The 14,654-nt window shown below is 71.3% G+C and carries 16 protein-coding genes; 11 read left to right on the top strand and 5 right to left on the bottom strand.

The window, feature by feature from the left end; genetic code table 11:
* Positions 1-251: 251 nt before the first annotated feature.
* The 5 genes from Ahu01nite_RS42710 (at position 252) to Ahu01nite_RS42690 (ending at position 4,361) form a co-directional block, all read left to right on the top strand.
* Positions 252-1,025, top strand: a complete 774-nt coding sequence (locus Ahu01nite_RS42710; RefSeq protein WP_203842477.1) for a GAF and ANTAR domain-containing protein — start codon at positions 252-254, stop codon at positions 1,023-1,025.
* A 13-nt stretch (positions 1,026-1,038) separates the two neighbouring features.
* Complete coding sequence (locus tag Ahu01nite_RS42705; RefSeq protein ID WP_203842476.1) at positions 1,039-1,740, top strand: GAF and ANTAR domain-containing protein; 702 nt, start codon at positions 1,039-1,041, stop codon at positions 1,738-1,740.
* A 16-nt stretch (positions 1,741-1,756) separates the two neighbouring features.
* Entirely contained in the window at positions 1,757-2,473 is a 717-nt protein-coding gene (locus Ahu01nite_RS42700) for a GAF and ANTAR domain-containing protein (protein WP_239159592.1), read from the top strand.
* A complete protein-coding gene (locus Ahu01nite_RS42695) occupies positions 2,470-3,201 on the top strand; it encodes a GAF and ANTAR domain-containing protein (protein WP_203842475.1) in 732 nt (243 codons plus the stop codon). Before Ahu01nite_RS42700 ends, Ahu01nite_RS42695 begins: the two co-directional genes overlap by 4 nt.
* A gap of 116 nt (positions 3,202-3,317) precedes the next feature.
* On the top strand, positions 3,318-4,361 hold the full coding sequence (locus tag Ahu01nite_RS42690; RefSeq protein ID WP_203842474.1) for a M15 family metallopeptidase: 1,044 nt from the start codon (positions 3,318-3,320) through the stop codon (positions 4,359-4,361).
* A gap of 9 nt (positions 4,362-4,370) precedes the next feature.
* On the opposite strand, the gene Ahu01nite_RS42685 is transcribed toward Ahu01nite_RS42690, so the two are convergent.
* From Ahu01nite_RS42685 to Ahu01nite_RS42675, 3 genes are read right to left on the bottom strand one after another with little or no spacing between them, the layout of a single operon-like run.
* Positions 4,371-5,645 carry a ferredoxin reductase family protein gene (locus tag Ahu01nite_RS42685; RefSeq protein ID WP_239159591.1) on the bottom strand — a complete coding sequence of 425 codons (1,275 nt, stop codon included), beginning with the start codon at positions 5,643-5,645 and terminating at the stop codon, positions 4,371-4,373.
* Between the two features lie 47 nt (positions 5,646-5,692).
* Positions 5,693-6,004: a hypothetical protein gene (locus Ahu01nite_RS42680; protein ID WP_203842473.1), complete on the bottom strand. Its 312-nt coding sequence runs from the start codon at positions 6,002-6,004 to the stop codon at positions 5,693-5,695.
* 17 nt (positions 6,005-6,021) lie between these two features.
* Positions 6,022-6,447 carry a hypothetical protein gene (locus Ahu01nite_RS42675; RefSeq protein WP_203842472.1) on the bottom strand — a complete coding sequence of 142 codons (426 nt, stop codon included), beginning with the start codon at positions 6,445-6,447 and terminating at the stop codon, positions 6,022-6,024.
* A 21-nt stretch (positions 6,448-6,468) separates the two neighbouring features.
* On the opposite strand from Ahu01nite_RS42675, the gene Ahu01nite_RS42670 reads away from it, so the two are divergent.
* Positions 6,469-6,747, top strand: a complete 279-nt coding sequence (locus Ahu01nite_RS42670) for a type 2 periplasmic-binding domain-containing protein (protein ID WP_203842471.1) — start codon at positions 6,469-6,471, stop codon at positions 6,745-6,747.
* Here the strand turns inward: Ahu01nite_RS42670 and Ahu01nite_RS42665 are convergent.
* Both Ahu01nite_RS42665 and Ahu01nite_RS42660 read right to left on the bottom strand, forming a co-directional pair.
* Positions 6,697-7,785: an Acg family FMN-binding oxidoreductase gene (locus tag Ahu01nite_RS42665; protein WP_203842470.1), complete on the bottom strand. Its 1,089-nt coding sequence runs from the start codon at positions 7,783-7,785 to the stop codon at positions 6,697-6,699. The genes Ahu01nite_RS42670 and Ahu01nite_RS42665 overlap by 51 nt on opposite strands.
* A 73-nt stretch (positions 7,786-7,858) precedes the next feature.
* Entirely contained in the window at positions 7,859-8,251 is a 393-nt protein-coding gene (locus Ahu01nite_RS42660) for a nuclear transport factor 2 family protein (RefSeq protein WP_203842469.1), read from the bottom strand.
* A 135-nt stretch (positions 8,252-8,386) separates the two neighbouring features.
* Between Ahu01nite_RS42660 and Ahu01nite_RS42655 the strand changes: the two genes are divergently transcribed.
* From Ahu01nite_RS42655 to Ahu01nite_RS42635, 5 genes are all read left to right on the top strand, one after another.
* Positions 8,387-10,183 carry an immune inhibitor A domain-containing protein gene (locus tag Ahu01nite_RS42655; RefSeq protein WP_203842468.1) on the top strand — a complete coding sequence of 599 codons (1,797 nt, stop codon included), beginning with the start codon at positions 8,387-8,389 and terminating at the stop codon, positions 10,181-10,183.
* A 76-nt stretch (positions 10,184-10,259) separates the two neighbouring features.
* Complete coding sequence (locus Ahu01nite_RS42650) at positions 10,260-12,251, top strand: bifunctional copper resistance protein CopD/cytochrome c oxidase assembly protein (RefSeq protein ID WP_239159590.1); 1,992 nt, start codon at positions 10,260-10,262, stop codon at positions 12,249-12,251.
* 31 nt (positions 12,252-12,282) lie between these two features.
* A complete protein-coding gene (locus Ahu01nite_RS42645; protein ID WP_203842467.1) occupies positions 12,283-12,867 on the top strand; it encodes a copper chaperone PCu(A)C in 585 nt (194 codons plus the stop codon).
* Positions 12,868-12,884: 17 nt separating this feature from the next.
* A complete protein-coding gene (locus tag Ahu01nite_RS42640; RefSeq protein WP_203842487.1) occupies positions 12,885-14,036 on the top strand; it encodes a Dyp-type peroxidase in 1,152 nt (383 codons plus the stop codon).
* Complete coding sequence (locus Ahu01nite_RS42635) at positions 14,033-14,584, top strand: copper resistance CopC family protein (RefSeq protein WP_203842466.1); 552 nt, start codon at positions 14,033-14,035, stop codon at positions 14,582-14,584. The genes Ahu01nite_RS42640 and Ahu01nite_RS42635 overlap by 4 nt, the downstream gene beginning before the upstream one ends.
* Positions 14,585-14,654: the final 70 nt, after the last annotated feature.

Raw genomic sequence — 14,654 nt, 5'->3', positions numbered from 1 at the left:
CAGCCCTCACCGCCGATCAGCCCTCACCGCCGATCAGCCCTCACCGCCGATCAGCCCTCACCGCCGATCAGCCCTCACCGCCGAGCAGCCCGAGCAGCCCGAGCAGCCGAGCAGCCCTCACCGCTGAAGAGCAGCATCGGTCAGCCCGGTGACGATCGGGCGTAGAATGGCCGAAAAGACGCATGGCGAACTGGCAGCTGTAGCGAGCCCCGGGGTTGCGGTGTTCCACCGAGTAGACCCTGAGGTTGATCGTGTCGATCGACAATGACGCCGGCCGCGCCGGCGACCGAGGTTCGTTGATAGACCGCGCGTTCGGTGAGATCGCGGCGTGCCACGCGGGTGACGCGATGACCGCCGCTCATGCGCTGACCCGCTGGAGCATGCGTCTGCTGGACGTCGAAGGTGCCGGGGTGATGATGGCCGACCACCACGGGGCGCTGCGCACGATGGTGGTGTCCTCGGAAGCGATCCGGGTGCTGGAGGCCGCCGAGCTCCAGGCCGGCAGCGGCCCCTGCGTGGAGTCGCACCGCCGCTCGCTGTCGTTCTTCCTCCTCGACGCCGAGGTCCCCGACACGCGGTGGCCCGGGTTCGGCGCCCAGGCCCGCGCCGCGGGGATGCGGGCCGCCCATGCCGTGCCTGTGCTGCACGACCACGAGGCGATCGGGGTGCTCAATCTGTTCCGTTCGGCCCCCGGGGCCTTCAGCGAATCCGACACCGTGCTGGCGCAGGAGCTTGCCGATGCCGCCAGTGCGGCTGTGTCCACCCGTTCGCCGGCTCCGGCCGGCGCCGACACCGGGCAGGTGCGCGCCGCGGTCGCCGGCGCGGCTCTGGTCGAACGGGCCACCGGGATGCTGGCGGTCCGGCTGCGGATCGATCCCGACACTGCGGGCGGTGTCCTGCGCCTGGCCGCCGCGCAGGCGGGGCGATCGCCGTCGGACCTCGCGACCGCGGTGATCAGCGGAGAGGCGAGCATCGTGCTGCCCCTGCCGGCGACCCTTCTCGCGCCGGCTGATGAGCCCGAATGAGCGAGGACCGCTGATGGAGCAGCCGGAGGAGCTGCGGCATGTCCGCCGGCTGGTGTCGTCGCTGCGCGCTCGCGGCGGTGTCGGTGCGCTGAGTGCTGAATGCCTGGGCGAGGTGCCCGAGGTCGACGGCGTGGTTCTGTCGGTGCTCGCCGCCGGGGCCGGGGAGGTCATGCTCAGCGACAGCGGACCGTTCGCCGACCAGGTGGAGGATCAGCACTCCCGTTCGGGACAGGGCCCCCATCTCGACGCGACCGCCACCGGTGACGTGGTGCTGGCCGATGATCTCCGTGCCCCCGCGGCTCGCGCACGGTGGCCGCTCTTCGCTCCTGAGATGTCAGCCGCCGGGGTGAACTCGATATTCGCCTTCCCGGTGTCGATCGATGGTCTTCCCGTGGGGATCCTGAGCCTGCACCGCGGCGCCGCGGGGCCGCTGAGTGCTGCCGGGCAGGCCCGGGCGCGCCGGTACAGTGAGGCGGCGGCGGTGTTGCTCGGTGATCAGGCATCGGGTGGTGCCGCCGGTGGCGTGGTGCTGCCGGTGTACGCCGGTGAGCTTCAGCAGGCGGTGGGGATCATCATGGAGATGGGCGGGGTGGACGCCGCGACCGCCCTGCACCGGATGCGGGCCTACGCCCAGCACAGTTCGCGACCTATGCGTGAGGTGGTGGCCGAGGTGCGTACCTGCCGGCCTCCCTTCGACCCGACTGCAGCGACATGAGCGGGAGGACATCGGCGTGGATGACGTAAGACTGGCGGTACGCCGGCTGATCGCCGCTTCCGCCCGGCCGGGAACGTCGACCGGCATGTTCCTGCAACAGGTCTGCCGGACGGCGGCGCAGGCGTTGTCGGCCTCCGGTGCGGGGATCAGCATGATGACCAACGACGGCACCCGTGGCGTGTGCGCCGCGTCCGACCCGGTCAGTGAACGCGTCGAAGAGCTGCAGTTCGTCATGGGCGAAGGCCCGTGCATGGACGCCTTCGCCACTCGGCGCCCGGTCCTCATCGCTGATCTCGGTGCCGGTGCGGTGAGTCGCTGGCCCGGATATGTGCCCGCGGCCCTGCAGGACGGCGTGCGGGCGGTGTTCGCCTTCCCGCTGCAGATCGGCGCTGCCCGGCTCGGCATCCTGGACGTCTTCCGGGAACGGGCCGGCCCGCTCAGTGCGACCGAACTGCCCATGGCGCTGCACTTCGCCGACGTGACCGTGGAAGCCCTGATCGACCGGCAGAGCGACGCCGAAACCGCCGCGGACGCCGACAGCCTGGCCGCCGACGTCGGGCACGGTGCGCAACTGTTCCAGGCCCAGGGGATGGTTATGATCCAGCTGGGCGGCAGCATCACCGAGGCATCGGCGCGGATCCGCGCCTATGCGTACGCGCAGAACCGTCGCCTGGATGACGTAGCCAGCGACATCATTGCCCGCCGTCTGCGATTCGACAAGGACCAGCCATGACCACTGTTTCCGCCAAGCGACTGGCGGCGATCTTCGTCGAGGTGGCCGACACCCTGGTCGACGACTTCGACCTGATCGAATTTCTGCACATGCTCACCGGCCGCGCCACCACCCTGGTCGGCGCCGCGGCCACGGGGCTCGTCCTGGCCGATCCGCACGGGCGCCTCGAGTTCATGGCCGCCTCCGACGAGAACGTCAAACTGCTGGAGCTCTTCCAGCTGCAGTACGACCAGGGCCCGTGCCTGGAGGCCTTCGTCAGCGGGCAGCCCGTGATCAACATCGATCTCGCCGGAGCGTCCGAGCGCTGGCCCCGCTTCGCCCCGCGGGCGACGGCGGCCGGGTATCAGAGCGTCCACGCCTTCCCGCTACGGGTCCGCAGCCAGGTGATCGGCGCGATGAACGTCTTCGGTGACCACCGTGGCGGCGACTTCACCGACGCGGACGTGCCGATCATGCAGGCCCTGACCGATGTCGCCGCCATCGGCCTGCTCCAGGAACGGGCGATCAGCCGCGGTGAGATGCTCACCGAACAGCTGCAGTCCGCGCTGAACAGCAGGATCGCCATCGAGCAGGCCAAGGGCGCGGTCGCCCAGGCCGCCGGCATCACCGTCGACGAGGCGTTCGCGGCGATCCGCGCCTACGCCCGCGGTCATCACCGGAAACTGACCGACCTCTGCTACGAGATCATCACCGAGCGGGGCACGGCCGAACGGATCACCTCCGCCTGACCCGCTCGCAGGATCGAGCGCAACCGTTCCGCTACGGCATCGGGCCAGGGATGCACCTGGGGCTCGCGAGAGTCTCTGGGGTGACGACACAACACCGAACCCGAGCCCATCAGCAGATGTACGCCCGAGCGCGCCGTTGTTTCGCCGTCGCGGCCCTCGCCGTGACCGTGACGGTTGCCGGCACACCGACCATCGCCTCCGCGGCTGTCCCGAGCTCGGCGCGCAAGTGGACCGCATTGATGCGCCAGAGCCTGACGGGCAGCCCCGAGTACATCGCCCTCCGCAAGACGCTGGCCACCCAGCGGGCCACGCTGGTCAACCAGGCCGCCGGGGTCACCACCGCCCGGCTCGCGCACGACGGCGCGCAGACGGGGCTGACCGCGGCGGTGACCGCCGACGGCACCTCGCGTACCCGGCTCGCGATCTCCGTGGAGGCCCTGACCAGCGCCAAGAACACCCGCACGGTCGTATTGCAGCAGCGGCCCCGCAAAGAGGCCGCCGTGACCCGCGCGCAGGCCGCCGTGACCGCCGCCGCGAAGACCGTGACGGCCGACCGGGCCGTGGCGCGTCAGTCCGCCGCACTGCTGCGGACGGCGCTGGGCACCGCGCTGGCCACGACCGGTGACCTGGACACCGTGACCACCGCGTGGCAGACCACCTCCGACCGGCTCCGGGTGAACCAGCAGAAGCTCGTCGCGCTGGACACGTCCGCCGCGACGCGCGCGCAGGCCGCCGCGATCAGCGGGACCGTCGTCAACGAGATCCGTACCGGGTTCGCCGTCACCGACACCACCACCGTGTACGGCATCACCGTGCACAAGAGCGTCGCGTTCGCGTTCAAGCGGATGCTCGACGACGCGAAGAGCGACGGGGTCACGCTGTCCGGCGGCGGGTTCCGCACCCGGCAGCGCCAGATCGAGCTGCGGAAGATCAACGGCTGCCCCGACATCTACACCGCGCCGCCGTCGTCGTGCCGGGTGCCGACGGCGATCCCCGGCCGGTCGCTGCACGAGATCGGCCTGGCCGTCGACATGACGTCCGGCGGCAGCACCCTCACCTCGGGCAGCGCCGGGTTCAAGTGGCTCTCCGCGCACGCCGACGAGTACGGCTACGAGAACCTGCCGTCCGAGCCGTGGCACTGGTCGATCACGGGCAGCTGAACCGGAGTTCTACCCGCCGGCAAGCCTGAACAGCTCCGCGTGCACCTGTTTCCGGGGCACGCGGAGCTCGCTCAGCGTTCGCAGGACGGCGTCGGTCAGTCCGGCCGGGCCGCAGATGAAGACGTCGCGGTCGGCGACGTCGGGGACGAGCGCGACGAGGTTCTGCGCGGTGAACGGGTTGTTGTCAGGACCGGTCCGGCCGGTCAGCAGGTGCAGGCGGTCGCCCGCGAGGTCGCGCAGCTCGTCGCCGAGGACCGCGCCGGCGGCGTCCCGCACGCGGTAGAGCACGACGGCGTCACCCAGGTCCGGGTCTTCGAGGAGGGCCCGGATCGGGGTGACGCCGATGCCACCGGCGATCAGCAGCGACTTCTCCCGGACCCGCTTCGCCGTGGTCATCGCGCCGTAGGGGCCCTCGATCAGCACGCGGGTGCCGACCGGCAGGTCACGCAGCCCCGAGCTGGTGGTCCCGATGCCCTTCGCGGTCAGCCGCAGCGTGGTGCCGTCCGGCGCGGCCGACAGCGAGAACGGGTTCACCTGCCACCACGGGTTGTGACCGGGGAACCGCCACAGGAAGAACTGCCCCGCGCGGGCGTTCAACCGATCAAGGTCACGACCGGTGACGTGTACGGAGACCGCGTCGCCCGCCTCCGGAACAACGGCACCGACCCGCATCCGGTGCCGGGCGTTACGGACCAGCGGCACGACCAGCCGCCCGGTGAGCAGCGCCCCGATCGCGAACGCCCACAACCCCCACCAGTAGACCTGCGTCACGGCGTTGACCGTGAACGCGGTGCCCTCGTACACCTGGTGGATCACGGCGAGCACGATCACCGCGTACACCAGGAAATGAATGGCATGCCACACCTCGTAGGGCAGCCGCTTGCGCGCGGTGCGCACCGACAGCGCCACCACGACGACGATCAGACCGACCGCGATCATCCCCAGCAGAACCGGCGTCTGCTCGGAGAAGTTCACCGTCTCGCGCAGCACCGGGATCCTGTCGTAGCGGGCGAACCCCAGCAGCACGAACGACGGGTGCAGCAGCGCGAGCCAGAAGATCGAGACCCCGGTCCACCGATGCCACGCGGTGAGCCGGTCCATGCCGTACCTGCGGTCCAGCACCGGCAGCCGCGCGATCAGCAGCACCTGCACGACCAGCATGAACGCGAGGTAGAGACCGAGCAGCCGCCCGATCGCCCCGAACGTGTTGTGCGCGGGCGAGTCCACCGCGAAGTACATCGCATGCACGACGACGGCATTGGCCACCAGAAAAGCCCAGATCACCCCGCCGACGCTAGAGCAAATTCAGCACGGCGCCATAGTGCCGGCGGTCAATTCGTGGCCATGCGGATCAGGGCGTTGCCGCCGAGCAGCAGGACATCCGCGCCGGCGACCAGGGCCATGCTCAGATGCAGCCGCCGGGAGATCTCCTCCGGGTCGGTGCCGGTCAGGCCGCGAATCAGCTGGACCAGCGCGGCGACCACGAGCGGGATACCGCCGATGAGCAGGTAGCCGACCGATCCCGGCGTGTTGCCCCGGGCGACCAGCAGCGCCACCATCACCGCGGGAACCACCCCGAACAGGACCACGGTGAGCCCGGCATACCAGCGCAGCGATCGGGTCGCGTCCGTCAGCTTCTCCACCGGCCGATGCTATCCGCTCACCCGCTGACCTCAGCGAGGGCCACGGGAGCCGGCGTCCTCCACGTCGCGACGACCACGATCGTCGCCATCGCGAGGATGGCCGCCAGGGCGTCACCCCCCGCGGCCATGACGCCCACCCCGACCGCGAGCGGCGCGATCGCGAAACCGGTGAGCAGCGTCGAGTACCCCTTGACGTCCTGCAGGTACTGCGCGTTGACGCAGCGCGTACGCGATGAAGACCGCGACCAACCCCACACCCAACCCGAACCCGCCGAGCGGGCGCAGGCGGTCTTCACCCCGCCCGGCCCGCCGGATCTGTCGCGCCTTGAGCGCACGTTCGCGACCCTGGCCGAGGACGTCGCGATCTCCTTCGGCCCGGAGCTGCTCACCCGTCTGCAGGCCGACGCCCCGCCGCCGGAGATCCGGGTCGAACCGCTGTTCACCGACTGCACCGTCAAGTGGCGATGGCCGTCCCGACGTACGCCGCCGCGGTCCTGGTCTGCGCCCGCACCGACCTCGTAGGACTCCTGCCCGCCCGGATCGGCCGCCACACCCGCGACACGCTGGGCCTGGTCGCCCTCGACCCGCCGATGGACCTGCCCCCGCTGGAGATCTCCCAGGCCTGGCACCAGCGCTACGACGCCGACGGCGCCCACGGCTGGCTGCGTGCCTGCGTCCGCGAGGTCGCCGGCTCACTCAATGGTGATGACCTCGCCGGCGTCGCGGCGGGGGACCGGGGGTAGCGGGCCCGCCGTCGCGGGGTGGCCGAGGCGGACGGCGAGGAACGGGATGCCGCCGTCGCCGAGCAGCTCGCCCAGCAGGCGGCGCGGCCAGGCGACCTCTGCGGCCTCGCTGAACGGTTCGGTGGCGAGACCGTCGCTGGTCGCCAGCAGTAGCAGGGCGGAGAGGGCCTCGCCGGCGCGGAGCAGGTCGAGCGGGCTCTCGGCCGGGCCGTAGAGAATCACGTACGCCGCACCGCGGTCGTTCCCCCGCCCCGCCGTCAGCCCCGCGCCACCCAGCGGTGCCAGGTCGCGGACCGGGACCCGGCGCAGCGTCTGCCGGACGGCGACCCCGGGTGGGACGCCGTCACCGTGCCCGGCCGGCCGCGACGTCCAGCGGATCAGCTCCTGCCGGAACGCCGGGTCCTCGGCCTCGGTCTCGTTGGCCAGCTCCCCGGCGAGTGCCAGCAACGGGATCTGCTCACGCGGCACCAGCCGCAGGTGCGCCCCCTCGTGCTCCACAGCGCGGCGCAGCTGGTCGATCAGGTCGTCACTGACGGGCTCACTGCTGAAACCCCGCCTGTCGGTACGCCGCAACGGGATCGCCGCAGCCAGGTCCCCGGCCCCCGGATCCGCAGGCACCGCCGCGCCGAGCCGCAACCGGGCCAGCGGCACCTGCTCGCCCAGCTCCGCCGACGGGGAGATCAGCGACGCCGGGCGGGAGATCAGCGATGCCGGGCGGGAGATCTGCGATGCCGGGCGGGAGATCAGCGACGCCGGCCGGGAGATCAGCGCCGGCCACGCTCCCGCGGGGATCCGTTCGACGACGACCTCGTGACCGGTCGCCGCCAGGGCGGTGCGGGCGTGGTGCAGGGCGGTGCCGCAGCTGATCAGCAACCGCCGGGCGTACGGGTCGGCGATGCTCAGCTGCCGGCCGACATCGGCGTACAACTCGAGGGTGTCGGCGGTGATCCGCCACCGCCAGGGCTGGGTGTTGAGCACCGACGGGGCGCGCAACGCCGCCCGCGCGGCGGCCTCGAACTCACGTGTTGATGGCGACATGACCCCATCGTCGGCCGGCGCGCGCCGGCCGGGCAGGGCGTGAGGTCCCGAACCGGCGGGCCCATCGCCTCTTCTACGAGCCGGTCGCCTCGCGCTGGATCCGGGGAAATTCCGCTGCCATGGCCGCCGACAGGGCCTGGGCCGCGGACAGGGGACGCACCATGACCGTCAGCTCGTCGATCAGGCCGTCGGCGTCGAGGTGCAGGAAGTCGCAGCCCTCGACGCGTACGTCCCCGACCCGGGTCTCGAAGACCAGGGCGTGGTCGCGGCCGTCGTCGCCGCTCAGCTCGCGCACGTAGCGGAAGTCCTCGAAGACCCGCAGCACGCCGCGCAGGATCGCGGCCGTGAGGGCCCTGCCCTGGTACGGCTTGAACGCCACGGGACTTTGGAACACCACGTCGTCCGCGAGCGCTGCCTCGATGGCCTCGGCGTCACGCGCTTCGACGGCCTTCCTGAATGCGGTCATGCAGCCAGGTTAATGCCGCGATCCCGGTGGCGCGTCCGGACAAATCGGACTAGTGGTGGCGCGTCGCGGCGGGTGGCGGGTCGCGTACCCGTGAGAATGATGATCTCCAAGTGCGTACAAATAGGAGTTATCTTCTTGAAAAGGCATCTCAGTGTCGTGCTCGCCGGGGTCCTGGTGTTCGCGCCGGTGACGGCGATCCCGGCCGCAGCCGCACCCGCCCCTCTTTCCGGTGAGGCGTCGCTCGGCGAGGACGACCTGCCGCACCCGCTCGGGGAGCAGTTGGCGGCCGAGCGCACCGAGGCTGTCGGCAAGCTCGTCGCCGGCACCGCGAAGACGCTGCAACGCACGGGCTCCGAGGTCGTCAAGCTCGGCGACAAACGGTACGTCGAGTATCGCAAGAAGGCGGCGAAGACCGACCCGATCCTCAGCTTCCTGGTCGAGTTCGGCGAGGCCACCACACCGGAGACCGCGGGTACGCCCGGCCCGTCGCACAACCGCATCCCGGCCCCCGACCGGAACTGGGACGGCAGCGCGACCGACGACAACTCCACGCTCTGGGCGCCCGACTTCAGCCCCGCCTACTACCAGAGCCTGCTGTTCTCGAAGCTCAACGAGTCGATGACGAGCTTCTACCGCAAGCAGTCGGGCGGAAGGTACACGGTCGGCGGCGACGTCTCCAGCTGGGTCAAGGTCCCGTACAACGAGGCCCGGTACGGCAGCAACGCCATCGGCGAGGACGACGGCTACTGGAACTTCGTCAAGGACAGCGCGACCGCCTGGTACGGCGCCCAGGCCGCCTCGGGCAAGCGGCCCGCGGAGATCAGGAAGTACCTGTCCACGTTCGACGTCTGGGACCGCTACGACTACGACGGCGACGGCGACTTCAACGAGCCCGACGGGTACATCGACCACTTCCAGGCCGTTCACGCCGGCGAGGGCGAGGAGGCCGGCGGCGGTGCCCAGGGCGACGACGCGATCTGGTCGCACCGCTGGTACGCCTTCGCCGATCAGATCGGCGGCACGGGTCCCGCGAACAACCGGGCCGGCGGCGTGCAGATCGGCGACACCGGGATCTGGATCGGCGACTACACGACCGAGCCCGAGAACGGCGGCCTCGGCGTCTTCGCCCACGAGTTCGGCCACGACCTGGGCCTGCCCGACCTCTACGACACGGCCGGCGGCGAGAACGGCACCGGCTTCTGGACGCTGATGTCCTCCGGCTCGTGGCTCAACCGCGGCGGCTCGTCGATCGGCTCGACGCCGGGCTACCTCGGTGCCTGGGAGAAGATCGCTCTCGGCTGGTCGAACTTCGTCACCGTGCAGCCCGGCGCGACCAAGATCGTAACGCTGAGTCCGGCAAGTGGCGGTGACGGACGGTTGCCGGAGGCGGTGGTGGTGCCGCTGAGTGACGGCTCGTACTACGCGGCCGAGTATCGCGGTTACACCGGCTTCGACGAGACGCTCAAGCTGGGCCCGTACAACTTCGGCTGGCGCGACTCCCGGCCCGACTGGGTGGAACGCTTCCCCTACCAGGATGGACTTCTGGTCTGGTACGTCAACCCCGCCGCCGGTGACAACAACACCAGCCAGCATCCGGGTACGGGCCTGACGTTACCGGTCGACGCCCGCCCGGCCCCGATCGTGTTCCCCGACGGCACCGTCCTCAACAACCGCCGCCAGCCGTTCGACGCCACGTTCGGCCTGCAGAGGACCGACCCGGTGACGTTCCACAGCAACGGGACCCCGGTCACCGTCCCGCAGCAGCCGGCGATCCCGGTCTTCACCGACGCCGACCCCCTCGCCTACTGGAACGCCGCCAACCCGGAGAACTCGGTCCAGGTCGCCCGCGCAGGCGTCCGCATCGAGGTCCGCTCCCAGCTCACCGGCGCCGTCCCGATGATGACGCTGAAGGTGACCCCGCCCGCGGTGTAGCCCGGATCGGGAGTCGTGGGTCACGCCCGGGAACTCACCGCGTCCCGTCACCGACTGTGCTGAGGTGCGTGATGCGGTGAGGACGCCGTCCGTGGTGGCGGCGGCCATGGGTACGACCGTGGTGGCCCTCGTGGCGGCCCTGCTCTTCGGCGGGGCCGTCGACGACAGCGTGCTGCCCGGCATCCCGAGCCCCGGCGCCGTCACCGAGTGGACCCTCCCGGCGCTCACCGCCCTCGCGAACGTCCTCGGCGTGCTCACCGTGGGCCTGACCGTGACCGCGGCGTTCCTGCTGCCCGGCGACGGCACCAGCGTCGCGGCACACGGCTGGCAGCTGCTGCGCCGCACGACCTGGCTCGCCCTCGGCTGGGCGCTGACCTGCGCCGCCCTGGTCATGTTCACGGTGTCCGACATCCTGGGCGTGCCGCCGGGGCAGCTCAGCCGCCAGTCCGTCCTCAGTTTCGCGTTCTCGATCTCGCAGGGGCAGGCACTGCTGACCCAGATCGGGCTGGCGCTGGCCGTGGTGATCCTGTCGCGCTCCGGGGTCTCGCGGGGGACAGCCGCGGTCACCGCCGGCCTCGCGCTGGTGGCGCTGCTGCCACCGGCGCTGACCGGCCACTCGGCCGGCGCGGGAGATCATCAACTCGCGGTGACCAGCCTGGCCCTGCACGTTGCCGCGGCGTCACTCTGGGTGGGTGGTCTGGCAGGACTGCTGACCGTACGCCGTCATCGCCGATTTTCGGACACCGCTGAGCGCTACAGCCGGTTGGCGCTGGCGTGTTTCGGGGCAACGGCGATCAGCGGCACCGCGAACGCCATCGTGCGACTGGGTCAGTGGGACGCCCTGTGGACCTCCCGCTACGGCGTCCTCGTCCTGCTCAAGGTCCTGGCGCTCGCGCTGGCCGGGGTGATCGGCGCTGTCCACCGCTCCCGGACCCTGCCGGCGCTGCGCGCGGGGGCACCGTGGGCGTTCCTGCGCCTCGCGGCGGGCGAGCTCGCGGTGCTCGGCGCCGCGATCGGGCTCGCCGTCGCCCTGTCCCGCAGCCCCACCCCCGTCGTGGAACCCGATCAGCCGGACCCGCTCGTGGAACTGCTCGGCTTCGACCAGCCCGGCCCGCTCACAGCGGCGCGGCTCTTCGCCGGTTTCCTGCCCGACATGTTCTTCCTGACCGTCGTCGCCGCAGGCATCCTCGCGTACCTGGCCGGGGTGCGCCGCCTGCACCGGGCCGGTCACGCCTGGCCCATGAGCCGGACAGCGTCCTGGATCGGCGGCCTGCTGCTCCTCGGCGCGATCACCTGCCTGGGCGTCGCGAAGTACGCGTACGTGCTGTTCAGCGTCCACATGGTGCAGCACATGGTCCTGTCGATGGTCGTGCCGCTGCTGCTCGTCGGGGGCGCCCCGGTGACCCTGGCCCTGCGCGCGTTGAAGCGGCCGTCGGATCCGCAGGTGCGCGGCGCCCGGGAGTGGCTGCTGCTGGCCCTGCACAGCCGCGTCTTCCGCCTGCTCAGCCATCCGCTCGTGGCCCTCGGCATCTACGTCGTCAGCCTGTACGGGCTCTACATGGGCGACCTGCTCGGCACGCTGATGCGCTACCACCTCGGGCACCTGGCGATGCTGGTGCACTTCGTACTCGCCGGGTACCTGCTGTTCTGGGTGCTGATCGGCATCGACCCGGGCCGCCGCCGTGTCCATCCGGCGCTGCTCACCGTCGTGCACTTCCTCGCCATGGTCGCGCACGCGTTCTTCGGCTTCGTGCTGCTGCAGTCCACGACGGTGATCGCCGCGGACTGGTACACCGCCGTGCACCCCGCGTGGGCCTCGTCCCTGCTCACCGATCAGCACCTCGGCGCCGGACTGGCCTGGGCGTTCGGCGAGCTGCCCGCCGTGGCCGTCATGCTGCTGCTGGTCCGCCAGTGGATCCGCTCCGACGAACGCGAGCAGGCCCGCCTCGACCGCGCCGCCGACCGCGCCGAAGCCAGTGGCGAGGAGGACGACCTCGCCCGCTACAACGCGTTCCTGGCCCGAGCTTCTCAAGAAACCGGGAACTTCTCGCGAGGGGGTCGCGACTAACTATGCGAAACCCCTTCAACGAACGGATATCATGCGAAACCCCTCGATTCGCCGCCGTACGCTGTCCGTGACCGTGCTGGCCGGTGTCCTCGCCACCCTGGGACTCGCCGGCTGCGGCGGCGACTCCTCCTCCGGCGCGACTCCGGCCCCGGGCCCGTCCACTGTGGCGGCGACGCTGACCGTGAAGGACCCGTGGGTCAAGGCCGCCACCGCCGGGACCATGACCGCGGCGTTCGGCGTCCTGGTCAACGACACCGGCGCCGACATCACCATCACGAGCGCGGAGTCACCGGCCTCGCCGATGGAGCTGCACGAGATGACCATGAAGGACGGCAAGATGGTCATGCAGCCCAAGCAGGGGGGCTTTGTCATCAAGGCCCGGAGCACCCACGAGCTCAACCCCGGTGGCGACCACCTGATGCTGATGAAGCCCGCCGCGGCGATCGAGGCCGGCGACGAGGTCTCGTTCACCCTGAAGCTCGCCGACGGCTCGACGGTCCCGTTCACCGCGATCGCCAAGCCCTTCGCCGGCGCCGGCGAGAGCTACGACCCGGGCATGGCCATGCCCGGGTCCGCCCCCGCTTCCGCCATGCCGATGGGGAGCACTGCCCCGTGACCTCCCGACCCTCCCCGGTGAGCCGGCGGCGCCTGCTCGCCGGGGGCGCGGTCGCCGGCCTCGGCGCCGTTGCCGCCGCCGTCGTGACTACCGACCGCGAGACGCCCGTCCAGGCTGCCGGCCCGGACACGGGTACGGCGACTGTCCCCTTCTACGGCGCCCGGCAGGCCGGTGTGGCCCAGGACCCGCCCGCGCACGCCGCTTTCGTGGCCTTCACCCTGGCCGGGGGCACCGACAAGCGCGCGGTCGCCCGGATGATGCGCCTGCTCACCGATGACGCGGCGCGCCTGACCCAGGGGGAGCCCGCGCTCGGCGACACCGACGCCACCCTCGCGGTGCTGCCCGCCCGGCTCACCGTGACGTTCGGTTTCGGCCCCGGCCTCTACGCCGTGGCCGGGCAGCGATCCCCGGTCGCCGAGCTGCCCGCGTTCGCGATCGACCGCCTCGACAAACGGTGGTCCGGCGGCGACCTGCTGCTGCAGATCTGCGCCGACGACCCGCTGACCGTCACGCACACCCAGCGGATGCTCATCAAGGACGCCCGCCCGTTCGCCGCGGTCCGCTGGGTCCAGCAGGGCTTCCGGCGCAGCCCCGGCGTCCAGTCCCCGGAACACACCCAGCGCAACGTCCTCGGCCAGCTCGACGGCACCGCCAACCCGCGCGGCCCCGCGATCGACCCGGCGGTCTGGAACGCGGACGGCTCGACCCAGCTGGTCGTGCGCCGGATCCGCGCGGAGATCGAAAAATGGGATCTCCTCTCGGTCACCGACAAGGAGAACGCCGTGGGCCGCCGGATGGCCACGGGCGCCCCGCTCAGCGGCACGGACGAGCACGACGAACCCGACTTCACCGCCCTCGACGACGCAGGCCTGCCGAAGATCCCGGACTTCTCCCACGTCACCCGCGCGCACGTCACCGACCCGGCGATGAAGATCCTGCGGCGCCCGTACAACTATGACGGCGTGCCGAACGCTCTGGGCCATCCCGACGCGGGCCTGATCTTCGCGGCGTTCCAGCGCGACATCGCCCGCCAGTTCGTACCCATCCAGCAACGCCTCGCGGACAAGGACCTGCTGAACGAATGGATCACCCCGATCGGCTCGGCTGTCTTCGCCGTCCCGCCCGGCTGTCGCGAGGGCGGCTGGATCGGCGAGCAGGTCCTGGCATGAAAAAAGTCGCCGCCGCCCTCGCCGCTGTCCTCGTCGTGCTGCTGCCGGCCACCCCGGCCTGGGCCCACGCCCAGATGATCGCCTCCACGCCGCCCAAGGACGCCACCCTCACCACGGCACCCACCGCGATCACCCTGACATTCACCGAACGCCTCAACCCCGGCTTCACCACCATCGTGCTCAGCAACGCGGCCAGGCAACGCATGCCCGCAGCACCCCCGGCCATCGACTCGGCCACCGGCACGCTCACCCTCACCCAGCCCCTCACCAACGGCCCGTACACAGTGGCCTACCGGGTCGTCTCGGTCGACGGCCACACGGTGCAGGGCTCATATCCCTTCACGGTCGCCGACCCCGCCCTGCCCGCGGCCACGGCCACGGTCGCCCCGTCCGGCGGCGCGGTCGCATCGGAGCCCGGCTCCGGGGGCGTTCCCACGGGCGCGCTGATCGGCGTGGGCGCGGCGGGGGTGACCCTCGCGGCGATCGCGCTGTTCCTGGTTCTCTCCGCCCGGCGGCGCGCAACTGCCCAACGGGCGATCCAGCCCTGACCGGTGTGACTCCGGCGAGTGCGACGGCGGCTGTGGCTGTGGCTGTGGCTGCTGTGGCTGTGGCTGTGGC

This window comes from Winogradskya humida (genome assembly GCF_016862215.1).
Classification (GTDB): domain Bacteria; phylum Actinomycetota; class Actinomycetes; order Mycobacteriales; family Micromonosporaceae; genus Actinoplanes; species Actinoplanes humidus.
This window is presented reverse-complemented; position numbering and strand designations above follow the sequence as displayed.